This window comes from Photorhabdus aballayi (assembly GCF_026153155.1).
Lineage (GTDB): Bacteria > Pseudomonadota > Gammaproteobacteria > Enterobacterales > Enterobacteriaceae > Photorhabdus > Photorhabdus luminescens.
Map to the genome: position 1 here is coordinate 73,992 of NZ_JAPFCD010000011.1, position 15,037 is coordinate 89,028.

Annotated in this window: 15 protein-coding genes; 3 read left to right on the forward strand and 12 right to left on the reverse strand. The window is 43.5% G+C overall.

The features are described 5' to 3' along the window. Nucleotides 1-2 precede the first annotated feature (2 nt). The 4 genes from OO184_RS08300 to tesA all read right to left on the reverse strand — a co-directional run bounded on the left by OO184_RS08300 (nucleotide 3) and on the right by tesA (nucleotide 3,342). Nucleotides 3-923, reverse strand: coding sequence for an SPFH domain-containing protein (locus tag OO184_RS08300; RefSeq protein ID WP_036775200.1), 921 nt, complete (start codon nucleotides 921-923; stop codon nucleotides 3-5). A 24-nt stretch (nucleotides 924-947) separates the two neighbouring features. Further along, nucleotides 948-1,805: a co-chaperone YbbN gene (locus OO184_RS08305; RefSeq protein ID WP_265378767.1), complete on the reverse strand. Its 858-nt coding sequence runs from the start codon at nucleotides 1,803-1,805 to the stop codon at nucleotides 948-950. A 68-nt stretch (nucleotides 1,806-1,873) separates the two neighbouring features. Then, nucleotides 1,874-2,659 (reverse strand): SDR family oxidoreductase, encoded by a 786-nt coding sequence (locus OO184_RS08310; protein WP_049582524.1) that lies wholly within the window; start codon nucleotides 2,657-2,659, stop codon nucleotides 1,874-1,876. 50 nt (nucleotides 2,660-2,709) lie between these two features. Then, nucleotides 2,710-3,342 (reverse strand): multifunctional acyl-CoA thioesterase I/protease I/lysophospholipase L1, encoded by a 633-nt coding sequence (gene tesA / locus OO184_RS08315; protein WP_265378816.1) that lies wholly within the window; start codon nucleotides 3,340-3,342, stop codon nucleotides 2,710-2,712. Here tesA and ybbA point away from each other — a divergent pair. After that, the gene (gene ybbA / locus OO184_RS08320) at nucleotides 3,313-3,999 is read left to right on the forward strand and encodes a putative ABC transporter ATP-binding protein YbbA (RefSeq protein ID WP_265378768.1); all 687 of its coding nucleotides are present in this window, start codon (nucleotides 3,313-3,315) and stop codon (nucleotides 3,997-3,999) included. The genes tesA and ybbA overlap by 30 nt on opposite strands. Beyond that, the gene (gene ybbP, locus OO184_RS08325) at nucleotides 3,996-6,428 is read left to right on the forward strand and encodes a putative ABC transporter permease subunit YbbP (protein WP_265378769.1); all 2,433 of its coding nucleotides are present in this window, start codon (nucleotides 3,996-3,998) and stop codon (nucleotides 6,426-6,428) included. The genes ybbA and ybbP overlap by 4 nt, the downstream gene beginning before the upstream one ends. 78 nt (nucleotides 6,429-6,506) lie before the next feature. Here the strand turns inward: ybbP and OO184_RS08330 are convergent, their stop codons facing one another. The 3 genes from OO184_RS08330 to OO184_RS08340 form a co-directional block, all read right to left on the reverse strand. After that, nucleotides 6,507-7,562, reverse strand: a complete 1,056-nt coding sequence (locus OO184_RS08330; RefSeq protein WP_265378770.1) for an LLM class flavin-dependent oxidoreductase — start codon at nucleotides 7,560-7,562, stop codon at nucleotides 6,507-6,509. A 66-nt stretch (nucleotides 7,563-7,628) separates the two neighbouring features. Further along, the gene (locus OO184_RS08335; protein ID WP_265378771.1) at nucleotides 7,629-8,903 is read right to left on the reverse strand and encodes an MFS transporter; all 1,275 of its coding nucleotides are present in this window, start codon (nucleotides 8,901-8,903) and stop codon (nucleotides 7,629-7,631) included. Nucleotides 8,904-8,959: 56 nt separating this feature from the next. Then, a complete protein-coding gene (locus tag OO184_RS08340; protein WP_265378772.1) occupies nucleotides 8,960-9,847 on the reverse strand; it encodes an outer membrane protein OmpK in 888 nt (295 codons plus the stop codon). Between the two features lie 689 nt (nucleotides 9,848-10,536). Between OO184_RS08340 and OO184_RS08345 the strand changes: the two genes are divergently transcribed. Continuing rightward, the gene (locus OO184_RS08345; protein ID WP_265378773.1) at nucleotides 10,537-11,157 is read left to right on the forward strand and encodes a riboflavin synthase subunit alpha; all 621 of its coding nucleotides are present in this window, start codon (nucleotides 10,537-10,539) and stop codon (nucleotides 11,155-11,157) included. Between the two features lie 316 nt (nucleotides 11,158-11,473). On the opposite strand, the gene OO184_RS08350 is transcribed toward OO184_RS08345, so the two are convergent. The 5 genes from OO184_RS08350 to ppiB form a co-directional block, all read right to left on the reverse strand. Then, on the reverse strand, nucleotides 11,474-11,698 hold the full coding sequence (locus OO184_RS08350) for a hypothetical protein (protein WP_265378774.1): 225 nt from the start codon (nucleotides 11,696-11,698) through the stop codon (nucleotides 11,474-11,476). A gap of 112 nt (nucleotides 11,699-11,810) precedes the next feature. Next, the gene (gene purK / locus OO184_RS08355) at nucleotides 11,811-12,893 is read right to left on the reverse strand and encodes a 5-(carboxyamino)imidazole ribonucleotide synthase (RefSeq protein ID WP_265378775.1); all 1,083 of its coding nucleotides are present in this window, start codon (nucleotides 12,891-12,893) and stop codon (nucleotides 11,811-11,813) included. Then, nucleotides 12,890-13,420, reverse strand: coding sequence for a 5-(carboxyamino)imidazole ribonucleotide mutase (gene purE / locus OO184_RS08360; RefSeq protein WP_265378776.1), 531 nt, complete (start codon nucleotides 13,418-13,420; stop codon nucleotides 12,890-12,892). Before purE ends, purK begins: the two co-directional genes overlap by 4 nt. Before the next feature lie 147 nt (nucleotides 13,421-13,567). Then, complete coding sequence (lpxH, locus tag OO184_RS08365; protein WP_265378777.1) at nucleotides 13,568-14,290, reverse strand: UDP-2,3-diacylglucosamine diphosphatase; 723 nt, start codon at nucleotides 14,288-14,290, stop codon at nucleotides 13,568-13,570. A gap of 10 nt (nucleotides 14,291-14,300) precedes the next feature. Continuing rightward, complete coding sequence (gene ppiB / locus OO184_RS08370; RefSeq protein WP_011147946.1) at nucleotides 14,301-14,795, reverse strand: peptidylprolyl isomerase B; 495 nt, start codon at nucleotides 14,793-14,795, stop codon at nucleotides 14,301-14,303. Nucleotides 14,796-15,037 lie beyond the last annotated feature (242 nt).

Consider the following 15,037-nt stretch of genomic DNA (forward strand, 5'->3'; position numbering starts at 1 on the left):
GGTTATTTACCTTTTTTGCTTTCGCCAATCAATTCAGTAATACCGCCAATCGCACCCATCAGATTGCTTGCTTCCAGAGGCATCATAATGACTTTGCTGTTATCGGAGGCGCCAATACTGGTCAGTGCATCCGTATATTTCTGGGCAACAAAATAGTTAATTGCCTGCATGTTACCGTCAGCAATCGCATCGGACACCATTTTGGTTGCGCGAGCTTCTGCTTCGGCGGCACGTTCACGTGCTTCTGCCTGGAGAAATGCCGATTGACGTTCCCCTTCTGCTTTCAGAATTTGAGACTGTTTTTCGCCTTCTGCTTTCAGAATAGCTGCCTGACGGATACCTTCCGCTTCCAGAATATCAGCACGTTTTGTGCGTTCTGCTTTCATCTGGGCGTTCATGGCAGAGATCAACTCTTTTGGTGGACGCACATCACGGATTTCAATACGGGTAATTTTCACCCCCCACGGGTTAGTGGCTTCATCAACAATATGCAATAGACGACTGTTGATAGAATCACGCTGTGACAGCATTTCATCCAGTTCCATTGAACCCAAAACGGTACGGAAGTTGGTCATTGTCAGATTGATGATGGAGAGTTCAAGGTTGCTGACTTCATAAGCAGCCCGAACAGGATCGACAACCTGAATGAAGCAGACTGCATCAATGGTAACATTGGCGTTATCGCGGGAAATCACCTCCTGTGAAGGAATATCCAACACTTGTTCCATCATATTAATTTTACGGCCAATGCGATCGATAAAAGGGACGATAATATGCAAACCCGGTAATAAAGTCCGGGTATAACGGCCGAAACGTTCTACCGTCCATTGATAGCCTTGCGGCACTGTTTTTACGCAAGTAAAGACAATAACCACGGCAATGAAGATCAGAATAGGTACGGCACCAAAAGCGAATAAATCCATAACGATTCCTTACAATTAAATAAATCAGTAAAGCAGCGAATAAACCTGGCGACGGTATTTCGAAGCCAGGGTATTACTGGTCCCCATTGCAGACATAATATCCATCATAGTTTTCCGTACTGCGCCGTTGGCAGCGGAAAGGTCCTTTTTCAGGAAGCTGAGTAATAATTCCAGAGCTTCTTCATTACGGCTAACTTCGTGCAGTTTCAGCGCGAGCTTAACAGCCAGCTCTGCATTTTCCGGTTGAATGGCGAACTCTTGTTGCAATTGTTGGATCTCTGGTGTATCCGCCGCTTGCTTTTGTAACTCAATTTGAGCCAGTAAACTGTGATAATGAGTATCTTGATCCTGTAATGGAATAACACTCAGAATTTCCTGGGCTTCTGCTATATTATTGAGCATAATTTGCACTTCGGTCAACATAAGTGCAATTCCACTGTTTTTGGGCGCTAATTGCCAGGCTTCCTTCAATAGCGGTAGCGCTTCCTGATGTTTTCCTTCGGCGATAAGCTCCTCAGCCTGAGCGGCTTTCAACTCCTCCGGCTTCGGTAATACACGAGCAAGCATCTCTCTAATAACGTTTTCAGGTTGTGGCCCTTGAAAACCATCTACAGGTTGGCCTTGTTGCATAATATAAACCGTAGGAATGGCGCGTAAGCCAAACTGTGCAGCGACCATTTGCTCTTTATCGCAATCCACTTTCGCCAATATGAATTGATTTGCATATTCGGCTGCCAGTTTATCCAGCGTTACGCCTAATTCCTGACAATGAGGGCTACGTTCAGACCAAAAATAAAATAAAACAGGCACAGTTATAGACTGCTCAACGGTTTGATGCAGGTTGCTTTCGTTAACATTAATTCCAATAGAAGTTGGTAACATATAATTAGTCTCTTAAATTTGGTTGTCGCAGGGTATGATTAAATAGATTGAGGTTATTTTCTTAACTTTCAAGTTGTACCACTCTGTTTACTCAGTATTTTATCCATTACTCTTCCTGGCAAAATCCGGCGCATAATAGTGACGGCGTGGGTTATCCAAGTTACTGGATAACGTAATTTGGGGTTCGGGCTTTCCAGAGCATGAATCAGTTTGCGCACAACGGCTTCGGGGGTTAGGGTAAAATGGCGGGCGATCCTAGGGTTTCTGACCGGTTTATCGCTTTGCGTTTGATTCACGTTTTCTGTAAAACGTGTTTTTATCGGGCCAGGGACAATCAGACAAGCTTTAATTCCTGTTCCGGCTAATTCCATTCTTAACGCATCTGACCATGCTTCCAAAGCATATTTACTGGCAGAGTAAGCACCGCGGCCTGGGGTTGAAATCAGCCCCATAACTGAACTGGTTTGGATAATACGGCCTTCACCATGAAGTTGCATTGCTGGGAGTAATAAGCAGGTAAGTTGATGTGTACCAAATAGATTAGTAGAGAATTGTCGCTCCAGTTGTTCACGACTGATAGTATTGAGCGGGCCATAAATACCAAATCCGCCATTATTAAACAGTCCGTAAAGACGGCCATTGGTTAGCCTGATGACCTCGGCGGCGGCGCGTTCAACACTCATTTTGTCATCAAGATCCAATTCGATAGGTTCCAGTCCTAACTCGCGCATATGCTGTAAATCTGCGGGTTTCCGGCAGGCTGCTAATACTCGGTAGCCCCGCTGATGTAGTGTTTTGGCCGCCACCAGACCAATTCCACTGGAACAGCCTGTGATAAGAACTGACTTTTGCATAACTTTACCTGCTTATAGACATCAATTTGTTGAAACTAATAGTTTACTACTTAAGAATAATTAAGATGTGCTGATAGTGTGTCAGACATCCAATCGGCGATAAATGGTTGGGCTGCCAGATTAGGATGTAATCCATCTTGTTGCACCCACTCTGGTTTAATAGCGACTTGCTCCATATAAAACGGCAGCAGGGGAATTTGGTTATGTTCTGCCAGTTTGGGGTAAATCTTGGCAAAAGATTCTGTATAACGGCGTCCATAATTTGGCGGCAGACGGATCTGCATCAATAAAGGCTGAATATTGGCTTGTTTCACTAGAGTAATGATCTGTTGCAGATCTTGTTCTGTTCGTTGTGGGGGAAAACCGCGTAGTCCATCGTTGGCGCCCAGTTCTATCAGTACCCAACGGGGTTTATGTTGTTTAAGTAGTTCAGGTAGCCGTTCTAGGCCTTGAGCGGCGGTGTTACCGCTAATGCTGCCGTTGATGACCGTGATTTTATTACCGGATTTCCGCCACTTTTTTTCCATCAAAGCAGGCCATGACTGCTCAATAGGCAAATGGTAACCGGCACTCAGGCTATCACCGAGAATCAGAAGGGTATCAGCCGCAGTCGCTCTGGCGCCAAATAGCATCACTAATAAAAGGAAAAGTAAATGGTAACGGGGAGTATTCTTGAAGTTCAGCATCTTAGTAAGCACGTTGGTCAGGGAGAAAATAAGATCACTATATTGCAGGGAGTCGAGTTGGTTGTCGAGCCTGCGCAGACTATCGCTTTGGTGGGAGAATCGGGCTCGGGTAAATCCACATTGCTTGGCATTATTGCCGGGTTAGATGATGGCAGTGACGGCGAAGTGCGGCTGCTAGGGCATAATTTAAGCCAGATGAATGAAGAGCAGCGAGCGCAACTACGGGCTGAAAATGTCGGTTTTGTCTTTCAATCATTTATGTTAATTCCGACGTTAAATGCATTGGAGAATGTCCAACTTCCTGCTTTATTACGTGGCGAGTCTGAAAATAATAGCAAGAAACAGGCGGTTGAATTGCTTGAACAATTGGGATTGGGGAAGCGTTTGAAACATATGCCGGCACAACTTTCTGGCGGTGAGCAACAAAGAGTGGCGTTGGCACGGGCATTTAGCAGCCAGCCTAAAATTCTGTTTGCTGATGAGCCAACAGGTAATCTGGATCGGCAAACCGGTGATCGTATTGCTGATTTACTGTTTTCTCTAAATCGTGATTATGCCACAACATTAATTCTGGTGACTCATGACAGTCAACTAGCGGCTCGTTGTCAACGTTGTTTGAGGTTGATTGATGGCAAATTGAGGGAAGAAAGATGATTTGGTGTTGGTTTTGGCGCGAATGGCGTACTCCTGCTTTACTGATCGTCTGGATATCTCTTACCTTGGCGGTAGCTTGTGTGCTGGCTTTAGGAAGGATAAGCGATCGCATTGATCAAAGTGTGCATTACCAAAGTCGGGATTTTCTGGCGGGGGATTTAGTCCTGCGTGCTGCTTATCCGGTAGACAATGAGTGGTTACAGCAGGCGAAAAAAATGGGATTAAAATTGAGTCGCCAGCTCTCTTTCACCACCATGACTTATGCCGGGGATATTCCGCAACTTGCTAATGTAAAAGCGGCGGATCATGACTATCCATTGTATGGGGAGTTGGAAACCCATCCGCCGGGTTTGAAAGCGGAAAAAGGCACCGTGCTGGTCGCGCCTCGTTTGCTTGAATTGTTGAAAATCAAAGTGGGGGATAATCTCGATGTGGGTGATACCACGCTTAAGGTGAGCGGAGAATTAATTCAGGAACCTGACAGTGGTTTCAATCCCTTTCAGATTGCGCCAAGGATTTTGATTAATCTTGATGATGCGCAATCTACCGGGGCGATTCAGCCCGGTAGTCGTCTAACTTATCGTTATATGTTTTCTGGTGATAAAGAAGCGGTTTATCAGTATCAACAGCTAATTGATCCCCAACTTAAAGCGGATCAGCGTTGGTATACCTTGAAACAGGATAGTGGGGCGCTGGCAAAATCTATTGAAAGGGCGCAGCAATTCTTGTTGTTATCGGCTTTGCTGACATTATTACTCGCTGTCGCCGCGGTAGCGGTATCAATGACTCACTACTGCCGTAGCCGCCATGATTTGATTGCTGTACTTAAAACACTTGGCGCGGGGCGTTGGGCGTTGCGTAAATGGGTGATTGGTCAATGGCTGGTGGTACTTATTGCGGCGGCGCTGGTGGGGTCGCTTCTGGGATTGATGTTTGAATATCTGCTTGTGCAGATTCTGGCGCCTATGTTGCCGAAAACATTACCCGCAGCAGGATTCTGGCCGTGGATCTGGGCGTTAGGGGCGTTATCTGTTATTGCTTTGCTGGTAGGAGGACGTCCATACACGCAGTTAATGGCAACCCAACCATCACGGGTGTTGCGTGATGATGTTATCGCGCCTGTTTGGCCGTTGCGCTATTACCTGCCGTTAGCGGTATTGGTAGTCATTAGCGGGCTGAGTCTGTTAGTTGGCGCTAAGCCCATGTTATGGGCGTTACTGGCAGGCATGGTGATGGTTGCGCTGTTACTGGCGGTGTTTGGTTGGGGAGGATTGTGGTTATTACGCCATCTGAAACTTCGTCAACTCAGTTTTCGCCTGGCGGTTAATCGATTACTGCGACAGCCGTTTCAGACAGTGGCTCAATTGTCGGCTTTCTCTTTATCATTTATGTTATTTGCTTTGTTGCTGGTGGTCCGAGGAGACTTGCTTGACCGTTGGCAGCAACAATTGCCGCCGGATAGTCCAAACTATTTTCTGATTAATATGACTGGACAGCAAATTCCACAAGTAGAAAATTTGCTGGCTCAATATCAGGTCAAACCTTCGGCATTCTATCCCGTGGTATTGGCCCGCTTGACGGAAATTAATGGTCAGTCAGCGATTGCGTGGGCAGAGGCCAGAGAATCGGATAGCAACACGGTACAGCGGGAATTGAATCTGACATGGAAAGAGGAATTACCCCAATTTAATACCCTGATGGAGGGCCATTGGCCGCCAAAAGCAGATGAGGTTTCTATTGAGCAGGGTCTTGCAGAGCGTTTAGCAATCAAAATCGGCGATAAGCTAACGTTTAGTGGCGATACGCAGCAATTCAGCGCCAGAGTTAGCAGTATTCGGCTGGTGGATTGGGAAAGTTTACGGCCAAATTTCTTGTTTATTTTCCCGAAACAAGCGTTAGAGAATCAGCAGCAAACCTGGCTGACCAGTTTCCATTATGAGGGAGACGGTCGCCTTCTGACGGATCTTAATCGTCAGTTTCCAACCTTGAGCCTGCTTGATACCGGCACGATGATTAAGCAAATTCAGGGTATTTTGCAACAGGTAAGTAAGGCATTGGAGGTCATGGTGGGGTTGGTCATGGTCTGTGGCGCATTACTGTTATTGGCGCAGGTTCAGGTGGGGATGTATCAACGGCAACTTGAACTGGTGGTTTACCGTACCTTGGGAGCCAGTAAGCAGTTACTACGTCGTACACTTTGGTATGAATTTGCTTTGCTTGGATTAATGGCGGGTTTTACTGCGGCACTTGGCGCTGAGGTTGCGCTTTGGTTATTGCAGACCAAAGTATTTGATTTTCCGTGGCAACCTGTATGGCAGATGTGGCTGTTACTACCAATAATCAGCAGCTTGTTACTCTCTTTGTGTGGTAGTTGGTTGGGGATACGATTGTTGCGAGGGACGGGATTGCACCGACGGGTTCAGGGTTAAGCAAGACGTTCAGGGAATGGGTAAGCTCGTCGAGATGTGGTGAGCCCATTCCCAGATTTATTGGCTGATTATTGTTGTTTAGGTCAATTCTGCTCTAAGTTGCGGCAGTATTTTCTCACCGAAAGTGGTTAATCCCTTAACATAATCAGGGAAGATCAACATAACTCCATCCAGTTCGCATTCACACAATAAATCTGACAATTGTTTGCGGCACGTTTCCGGGTTGCCAATAGCTGTGTGGGTCATAAAAGCGTTTTGGGATCTTTCAACCATCGCATTGCTTTTTTCGCCAACATCGACACCGAAACTGTGCATCATGCTTTTAACGGCGTCTATATCTAAGCCATCACGATAGAACTCAGCCAGCATTTCAGCTTCTTCATCTGTTTCGGCGCAGATAATCGTACACATACAAAAGGTTTTGGTGGTTGTACCGTATTCGGCTGCCAGACGTTTAGCCATCAGACTGATTTGGCGCGTTTCTTCTTCATCTTTACCACCAATGAAACACACATCGGTGTTACGCACACTAAAACGCAGCCCACATTCTGATTGACCAGCACAAACCAAATAAGGGCGTGGAACGGAAACAGGTTTAGGTTCAGAAACACAATTCTTGAAATTAAAGTAATCTCCTTGATGATTAACCTGCTTCTCACTCCAAAGCCGTTTGATCAATTGGGTCCACTCTTCGGTCATTGCGTAACGTTGATCGTGATCTAAATTGCTGTCCCATTCCCCCATCTGTTCAAATTCGTCTTTGAAGGAGCCAGAGACAATATTCAGCCCGGCGCGTCCATGACTAATTTGGTCCAGTGTCGCGATCATTTTGGCTGTCACGGCAGGATTATGCAGCCCGGCATGCATGGTTGCGATAAGTCGGGCATGATGAGTGACTTCGGCAATGCCGGCCATCATCGTAACCGATTCTAGCGAACAGCCCCAATGTTCCGTTGCGCCGCCAAAACCGCGCCATTTACTCATGGACATAATGAAATCCAAGCCAATTTGATCAGCCAGAATAGCCGCTTCACGGTTTTGCTGATAGGAAGCATCAAGTGGGGGGGTATTTTTAGAAATAATCCAGCCACCTTTCGCTATGGGTAGAAATACACCGAATTCTTTCTTTGCCATTATCAATTCCTTGTTTGCCTGTTATAAGTATAAGGAATGCCTTTTTAGGCTATTTTATTTTTAAATTCAGTTAAGCAAAGTGTTGTTGTCAGAATGTTTCTGCACTATTTGTAGTGGTGGTTGCATCATAAATGTGATGATCAGAATGGTAAGCACCGGTATAGCGATAATGAGAAATGCCGGTGTAAAACTACCTGAATAATCCTTAATGGCTCCCACCAGGAAAGGAGCGAAACATGCAATAGTGGAGATTAAATTCATCACTGAGAACAATTCCAGATAGGGCGTGCGGCCAAAATAATTGAACAGCAATATGCTGGATGCCAGAAAGGTCATGCCATAACCGATACCAATACACACAGTGAACAGGATTAAAAATGTCCATGAGGTGGCGACGCTAAGTGCGATAAGGCCACAGATAATTATTGACAGACTGCCGATAAGCAGTTTTTTGGGATCGAGCCATTCACCAACAGCGCCTCCTGCAAATCGTGAGAATGCATTGATAAACGCCAAGATACTGAGCGAAGAAGCTGCGACAGATTCACTGAATCCGTTTTCAGTAATATGGGCGACCGCAAAACTATTAACGGTTATCCCACACAGTAAAAAAGAGGTATAAGCGGCAGCAATGGCATAAAATTGCCAGGTGTGCAGTGCTTGCCGGACATTCCATATTTCCTTGGTGCGATAGATACTGGTGGGAATGTGATCTTGTTGATTTTTGCTGATTCTTTCCGCATGGGCATGTTCCTTCTTGCCTTCTCGTATAACCAAAATGGTCAATAGACTAATTAGCGTAAGTAATACCCCGGAAATCGCCCAGTGCATACGCCAGCTTCCCCAAAATACTGTTGCCAGGAAATAGAGCCACGGACCGACCACGCCCCCTAATCCACCAATGGTGAAATAGATACCAAAAGCCAGTGATTGTTTTTCAAACAATCGGCTGATGACATAAGTACCGGGAACCGTAGCCATAAGACTAAAGCCGATGCCTAATAATGTGGTACCGGTAAAATAGGCCGCGATACTGTGAGTGTTGTAGAGGATGTAAAAGCCAGTAATAAAAGTGAGTGTACCGATCAGTAACGTGGCGCGGACACCTGTACGGCGAATAAACATTGCCGGAAGATAACTGGACAGCCCACATGACAAGCCGAGTAAAGTGAAGCCCAGACCGGCATCAGTCCAACTCCAGTGTAATTCCTTGATCATGCTAGGTAATACAACGCCTAACGAGGTAAATGTGGTTGCGGTGACGAGAAAGTAAACCAAACCCAAAAGTATCAGTAGGAGCCACTGATAAGTACGTCCGAAGTGGTCATGTTGAATGGGCATTTTGACTCCATCAGGATGAAAGGCTATCAAAAAATTTCTGATATTTTATTCAGATATCAGAAAAAACTGTACCGAATAGAGATCCCGTAGCTAAATTGATCGGTTCGGTAATAAGGTGTATCTCTTATTTTATATTTATTTTTTATTGGATTCAGAACAATGCCAATCCATAAATGACCGGGTTGATGACCAAGGGATTTTCCTAAATCATAATGCAACTCTGGTTTGAAATCGATAGTTTCAGGTTGCCCACGTAAACCTAATGTATAATCAAAAGTGCCGACAACCCGGAAATCACCCAAACGGCTATTGAAGGGAATTCCGTAGTCGATGTGGATTCGCTGATCATTCCAGCTTCCTTTGGCATTATTCTCAAAATAAAAAATTGTCCGTAACCAGCTAATCCAGCTAGCTTGCCAGTCAATACTGATACCGGGGAAATAGTCGTAATCTATACCCTTAGTTTTGGCAACCCATTGGGCGAATAAAATATCTTTTACCGGCCCAAAAGAGAGGTCATTACCAGTGACTTTACTCAAGCTTACTCTGGGGACAAATTTATAATAGTAGGTACTCTTATCACCTTGATAATCACTTTGCAGAGAGTTTTGCCAAATACTATAGACGTACATATCGCCGATACTGTAGTCGCCGAAAGCTTCTAAAATCGGTGAAATCGTTTTTTGGGGATCGACTCGATTTTCAAATTGCATATACAGGCTGGTATCAATAGATTGAAAGTTGACAAAATGACTGGCTTGAGCTTGATTGATTACCGGCAGCGATAATAGCATTGCAGGTAATCCGTTTTTCTTTAATCTGGTATCGAACCAACGCCAGACTATGGCCAGATAAGTGGTACAAGAAAATGGAAAAGAGCGCTTGGAAATGACAGAATGCGGTGGACAACTTTTTGTATTGCGGGTTTTTAAGGCAAGTAACACGAAGGTTCCCCTTCTCATACAGTATCGGGCTGATGGTAGCTAACATTGATCTAATGAGGTAGTTTTGTCAAAGGGAGATTTGGTTTTATTGATAAAGGAATAGAAAAATAAGATTGCTTTGACCTTAATTTATTTTTCCATGTTAGTAAGATATTGATTATTTAATTAGCACTAGATCTTTGCTTTAACTTTGTGTTGCGGATATGAAAGCGTATTGTTAATTAATTTGAGTTATAATTATCAGTTAATCTTATTATTTAATTGCCAGTGTGATTTATTCATAATAAAAATAAGATTGTAAATGAAATATTTTTTCTTATAATCGCTTGGTCGAATGTTTCATTATCATGTATTTTTAATTAAGTGAGAGAGATGCAAGATGAAGTATTCTAATAGACTAAAAAAGTAGCTTTAGATTACAATTTTAGCTATATTTGATGATTGTCAATTCAATAGTAAAAAATCATCAACTTCATAAAAAATTTGATATAATTTGAAATCATAGGACAGAGAAGTTTATTATTTATCACTTGAATTTTCAATAAAGTCAATTATATGATAAATATTTTATTCATAACTTAAGAAAATCTTGTTAACTAATTTAATAACTTTTTATTATAAATATTTTCATGGAAAAATAGATTTTCTTATGTAATAAGGGTATTTCTACTTAATAAAAGAGGGTGATTATGTATACTGGAATTGTGCAAGGAAAAGAAAAAGTATTATCTCTTGAGAAAAGAGAGGGATTTAGTACATTGACCGTCAGTAATAATAACCATTTCTTTGATAATGTTTCTGTGGGGGCCAGTGTTGCGATTAACGGTACATGCTTGACTGTCACCCAATTTAACAACGATATCGTCTGGTTTGATATATCAGATTTTACGGCTGATGTGACCACATTAAAGTTTTTAAATGTGGGGGATGAAGTTAATATCGAAAGATCACATCAAATGAATAAAGAAAATGGTGGTCATAGCTTATATGGACATATTGAAGGCGTAGCAAAAGTCGTTGATTTTATTAAAACGGGTGAAACTTATCGATTAGTGATTAGTATTCCTGGAGATAATATAAGATATTTTTTCCATAAAGGTTTTATTGGGCTGCATGGTTGTAGCTTAACAATCAATGGCATAAATGAAGATGATAAGACTATAGAATTAAATTTAATTCCAGAAACGTTAAGAATGACTAATCTGGGTAATATTAAAGTTGGTGATTTACTTAATTATGAAATAGATCAAACAACGAGAACAATTGTAGATACTATATCCAGATCGATTAATGCTAGTAGATCAATATAATAATTGAAGAAATATAAATATACCTAATAGATTTCGAGTTGCAGCGCGGCGGCAAGTGAACGAATCCCCAGGAGCATAGATAACGATGTGACTGGGGTGAGTGAAAGCAGCCAACAAAGCAGCAGCTTGAAAGATGAAGGGTATAGGTTGGAATGAGTTGAGGTGTGAAGCGGTAAGTCACTTTACTTCCGCTTCCACAATTAATCCCAAGCCATTAAATGACAAATGCCTGATTATTTTTATGTCCGTTTGTCATATATTCCATGATAAATAGTCAACCTGATCTTTGCTTAAAATAGTGAATTCTGAGCATATTTTATTGGAAAATTTTGTCCCAAAACTCATCTATGGTATTTACACTTGTACCGCTACCACTGTCCAGCTCATGGATTGCTGCCTGCGTTGTAGCATTAGGAACATGGTGTTCTTCTATCGCTCTAGTTAATACCAAACGGACAAAGCTAGGTGTATTCAAATTATTATCCTGGGCGACTTGCGCTACCGCATTTTTAAGTTTTTCAGAAACACCAACTTCTAACATGGCCGTATTTATGCGCCTTTCCATCTTTTACTATTTGTGTCCTTACTTAGGGCTATTGTGGACACAAATCAAGATAATCAGATCAATAAACAATTCCAGTGTCAGATGTTAGTTACATTAATTTTTCCTGCGCCCATTCAAGGCTACTCTGATATTCAGATGGCAACATGGGGATAAGTTTCTGCAATGTATTTTTTAATTCATTTTTATCAAAGTGGGAAAGATTAAGGTGACCCACTTTACGTGCGGGGCGAACTTCTTTCTCATACCAATGTAAATGTACCAAGGGCAAGCTGAGCCATTGTGTATTGATATCTGTACCAATCAAATTGATCATAACTGACGGCGCAGCGACTTCTGGTCGAGGCATGGGTAAATCCAGAATAGCACGGAGATGTAATTCAAACTGGCTGATAGATGCGCCGTTTTGAGTCCAATGACCACTGTTGTGAACTCGTGGCGCGAGTTCGTTGATCAGTAAATTATCACCGACAATAAAACATTCCATTGCCATCACGCCGACATATTTCAACTCGTGCATAATAGCTGACAACATACTCTCGGCCTGTTGTTGTAAATGGTAACGCTGTAAATGGCAATTTTCCTGAGGAGAGACAACACTGGCACGGAGAATGCCATCTTGATGCAAATTGTGCGCTAATGGGTAGAACACACAATCGCCACTCTTATTGCGGGCCCCTACCAGTGAAACTTCGCCAGAGAAAGGAATTGCTTGCTCAGCAATACATTCACCATAAATATCGGTGGGTAATTCTGTTTCATCTCCGGGGCGGATACGCCATTGCCCACGCCCATCGTAACCACCAACGCGACGCTTAACGATAACGAAATTACCGAGCTCAGAGAATAATTGCGGCCATTGGTTGGTATCAGAGAGTAATTGCCACGGAGCGGTTGCCAGCCCAAGGCTGTCCATTAACTGTTTTTGTGGCAGACGATCGGCCAGACGGGGAAAAATATCTCGATTAGCGAAAGCCTTATGGCGGGCAAGTTCTTGGGTAAGGGCAGTTTCCGGCCAGCGCTCGATTTCGGCGGTAATAACGCTATTCTGATAAGGAACCGCTTCGGGTTCAGCATCCAGACCAACAGGGTAAACTGTGATGCCTAAAGGTTCGCCTGCCTGACGTAACATGCGGCCGAGCTGGCCATTGCCTAATACACAAACTGGCTTCATGCTTCCTCCCGTGGATCGGGATTATCGAGTACATCCTGAGTTTGTGTTTCACGCCAATGGCTGAGGCGTTTCAGCAAATCTTTATCATGACGAGCCAGAATCTGTGCGGCCAATAGGGCTGCGTTTGCTGCTCCGGCTTTCCCAATCGCAAGCGTGCCGACAGGAATTCCTTTTGGCATCTGTACGATAGAGTAGAGGCTGTCTACGCCATTAAGAGCGGCGCTTTGTACGGGTACGCCGAGAACCGGGACCAGCGTTTTGGCTGCCAACATGCCGGGTAAATGGGCGGCGCCGCCAGCACCAGCGATAATGACATCAAAACCGTTTTGTTCCGCTTGTTGGGCAAAACTAAAGAGTTTATCGGGCGTGCGATGGGCAGAAACAATTTCAACGTGGAAAGGTACATTAAGGGAAGTCAGGATATCCGCTGCATGTTGCATGGTAGCCCAGTCGCTTTTAGAACCCATAACGATGGCGATTTTGGCGTTGTGTTGAGTTGTTCCTGCTGAATCAGGCCGGGCAGTCATAAATCAAATGCTCCTGTGTTTTAACGTCCACCAGAACGAAAATAGCGCTTTAAGGCCGCGAATCATATCATGCCCGTAGGCTAAGGAAAACGATTGCGTTACTTTATACTTTTATTGTGATACCTGAATGTAGGTGTTCCTGGTTGATCAGAATGGGAAAGAGATCAAATCGATTGATTTATCCGTTACTTTGAACATTGAGCCTTGATGATGCCATGCGCCAAGTACACCACGGTAAACGGTTTTATTATGCAGAGGAACTTCATGTACGAAAGGGCGGTGGGTGTGTCCATGAATCATCCAATCAGCTTGATACCGCTCGAAAGTATCAATAACGGCTTGCTGGTTTACATCCATAATGGTTTCGGATTTTCTGCTGTTGACCGATTGGCTATTTGCGCGCATTTTGACGGCGATTTTTTGACGGATAGACAGAGGTAATAGTAGAAACAGGCGTTGGACCCACGGGGTATGAACCCGCTTACGATATCGTTGATAGCCTTCGTCGTCGGTACATAAGGTATCGCCGTGCAGAATAAGTACTCGCTTACCGTACAGTTCCAGTACTTTTTCCTGTGGGAGCAATATGATGCCACTCTCTTTAGCAAAGCGCGAACCGAGCAGAAAGTCACGGTTGCCATGAATAAAGTAACAGGTAACACCTTGTTGTTGCACAGTTTTTAATGCGCTAGCGATTTCACGGTGGAGAGGATTGTCATCATCATCGCCAATCCAGTAATCGAACAGATCGCCGAGAATATAGAGGCTATCTGCCTGAATGGCATCTTCATGCAAGAAACGTAGAAAACCGGCAGTGATTGCCGGTTCATGTTCGCTGAGATGTAAATCTGCGATAAAAAGTGTACACATACGCGGTGAATTATTCGCTGACAGTCACTTTTTCGATGATAACATCTTCGAGTGGTACATCTTGGTGCATACCGCTGCGACCAGTAGAAACGCCTTTGATTTTATCAACAACATCCATACCTTCGATCACTTCGGCAAAGACGCAGTAACCCCAACCATCAGGGCGCTCAGAACGGAAGTTCAGGAAATCATTATCAACAACGTTAATGAAAAACTGCGCAGTTGCTGAGTGTGGATCGTTAGTACGGGCCATTGCCAAAGTACCACGGTTGTTTTTCAGACCGTTATTGGCTTCGTTTTTGATAGCTGCATCAGTCGGCTTTTGTTTCATACCAGGTTCGAATCCACCACCCTGAATCATGAAACCGTTAATAACACGGTGGAAAATAGTATTATCGTAGAAGCTATTGCGGCAGTAGTTCAAGAAATTCTCAACAGTTACAGGAGCTTTATCGGCGAAAGTATTAATTACGATATCGCCAAAATTGGTATGGAAAGTCACCATAATTGAAATCCTAATAATAGTTTTGATTAACCCGGTTAGGGCATTTGGACCAGGCGGCTTTTATATCACATCTACCATAATGAGTCAGTACATATTAATTTCAGTGAGCTATCTTGATTACCAACCTTGCAAAGCGCTTAATATCAGGTTTCAATATCCTATTGGACTATGCCATATCGAGCATTTATTGATGAGATAAGGACATAAATCCAGAATTATCAATTCGTTATTTTTAACACACG

Coding starts and splice junctions, on each gene's coding strand:
- OO184_RS08330 (WP_265378770.1), bottom strand. CDS start 7,562: ATGGCAAAGAAAGAATTCGGTGTATTTCTACCCATAGCGAAAGGTGGC.
- OO184_RS08310 (WP_049582524.1), bottom strand. CDS start 2,659: ATGCAAAAGTCAGTTCTTATCACAGGCTGTTCCAGTGGAATTGGTCTG.
- lpxH (WP_265378777.1), bottom strand. CDS start 14,290: ATGTGTACACTTTTTATCGCAGATTTACATCTCAGCGAACATGAACCG.
- OO184_RS08350 (WP_265378774.1), bottom strand. CDS start 11,698: ATGTTAGAAGTTGGTGTTTCTGAAAAACTTAAAAATGCGGTAGCGCAA.
- OO184_RS08345 (WP_265378773.1), top strand. CDS start 10,537: ATGTATACTGGAATTGTGCAAGGAAAAGAAAAAGTATTATCTCTTGAG.
- ybbA (WP_265378768.1), top strand. CDS start 3,313: ATGGTAACGGGGAGTATTCTTGAAGTTCAGCATCTTAGTAAGCACGTT.
- purK (WP_265378775.1), bottom strand. CDS start 12,893: ATGAAGCCAGTTTGTGTATTAGGCAATGGCCAGCTCGGCCGCATGTTA.
- ppiB (WP_011147946.1), bottom strand. CDS start 14,795: ATGGTGACTTTCCATACCAATTTTGGCGATATCGTAATTAATACTTTC.
- OO184_RS08300 (WP_036775200.1), bottom strand. CDS start 923: ATGGATTTATTCGCTTTTGGTGCCGTACCTATTCTGATCTTCATTGCC.
- ybbP (WP_265378769.1), top strand. CDS start 3,996: ATGATTTGGTGTTGGTTTTGGCGCGAATGGCGTACTCCTGCTTTACTG.
- purE (WP_265378776.1), bottom strand. CDS start 13,420: ATGACTGCCCGGCCTGATTCAGCAGGAACAACTCAACACAACGCCAAA.
- OO184_RS08335 (WP_265378771.1), bottom strand. CDS start 8,903: ATGCCCATTCAACATGACCACTTCGGACGTACTTATCAGTGGCTCCTA.
- OO184_RS08305 (WP_265378767.1), bottom strand. CDS start 1,805: ATGTTACCAACTTCTATTGGAATTAATGTTAACGAAAGCAACCTGCAT.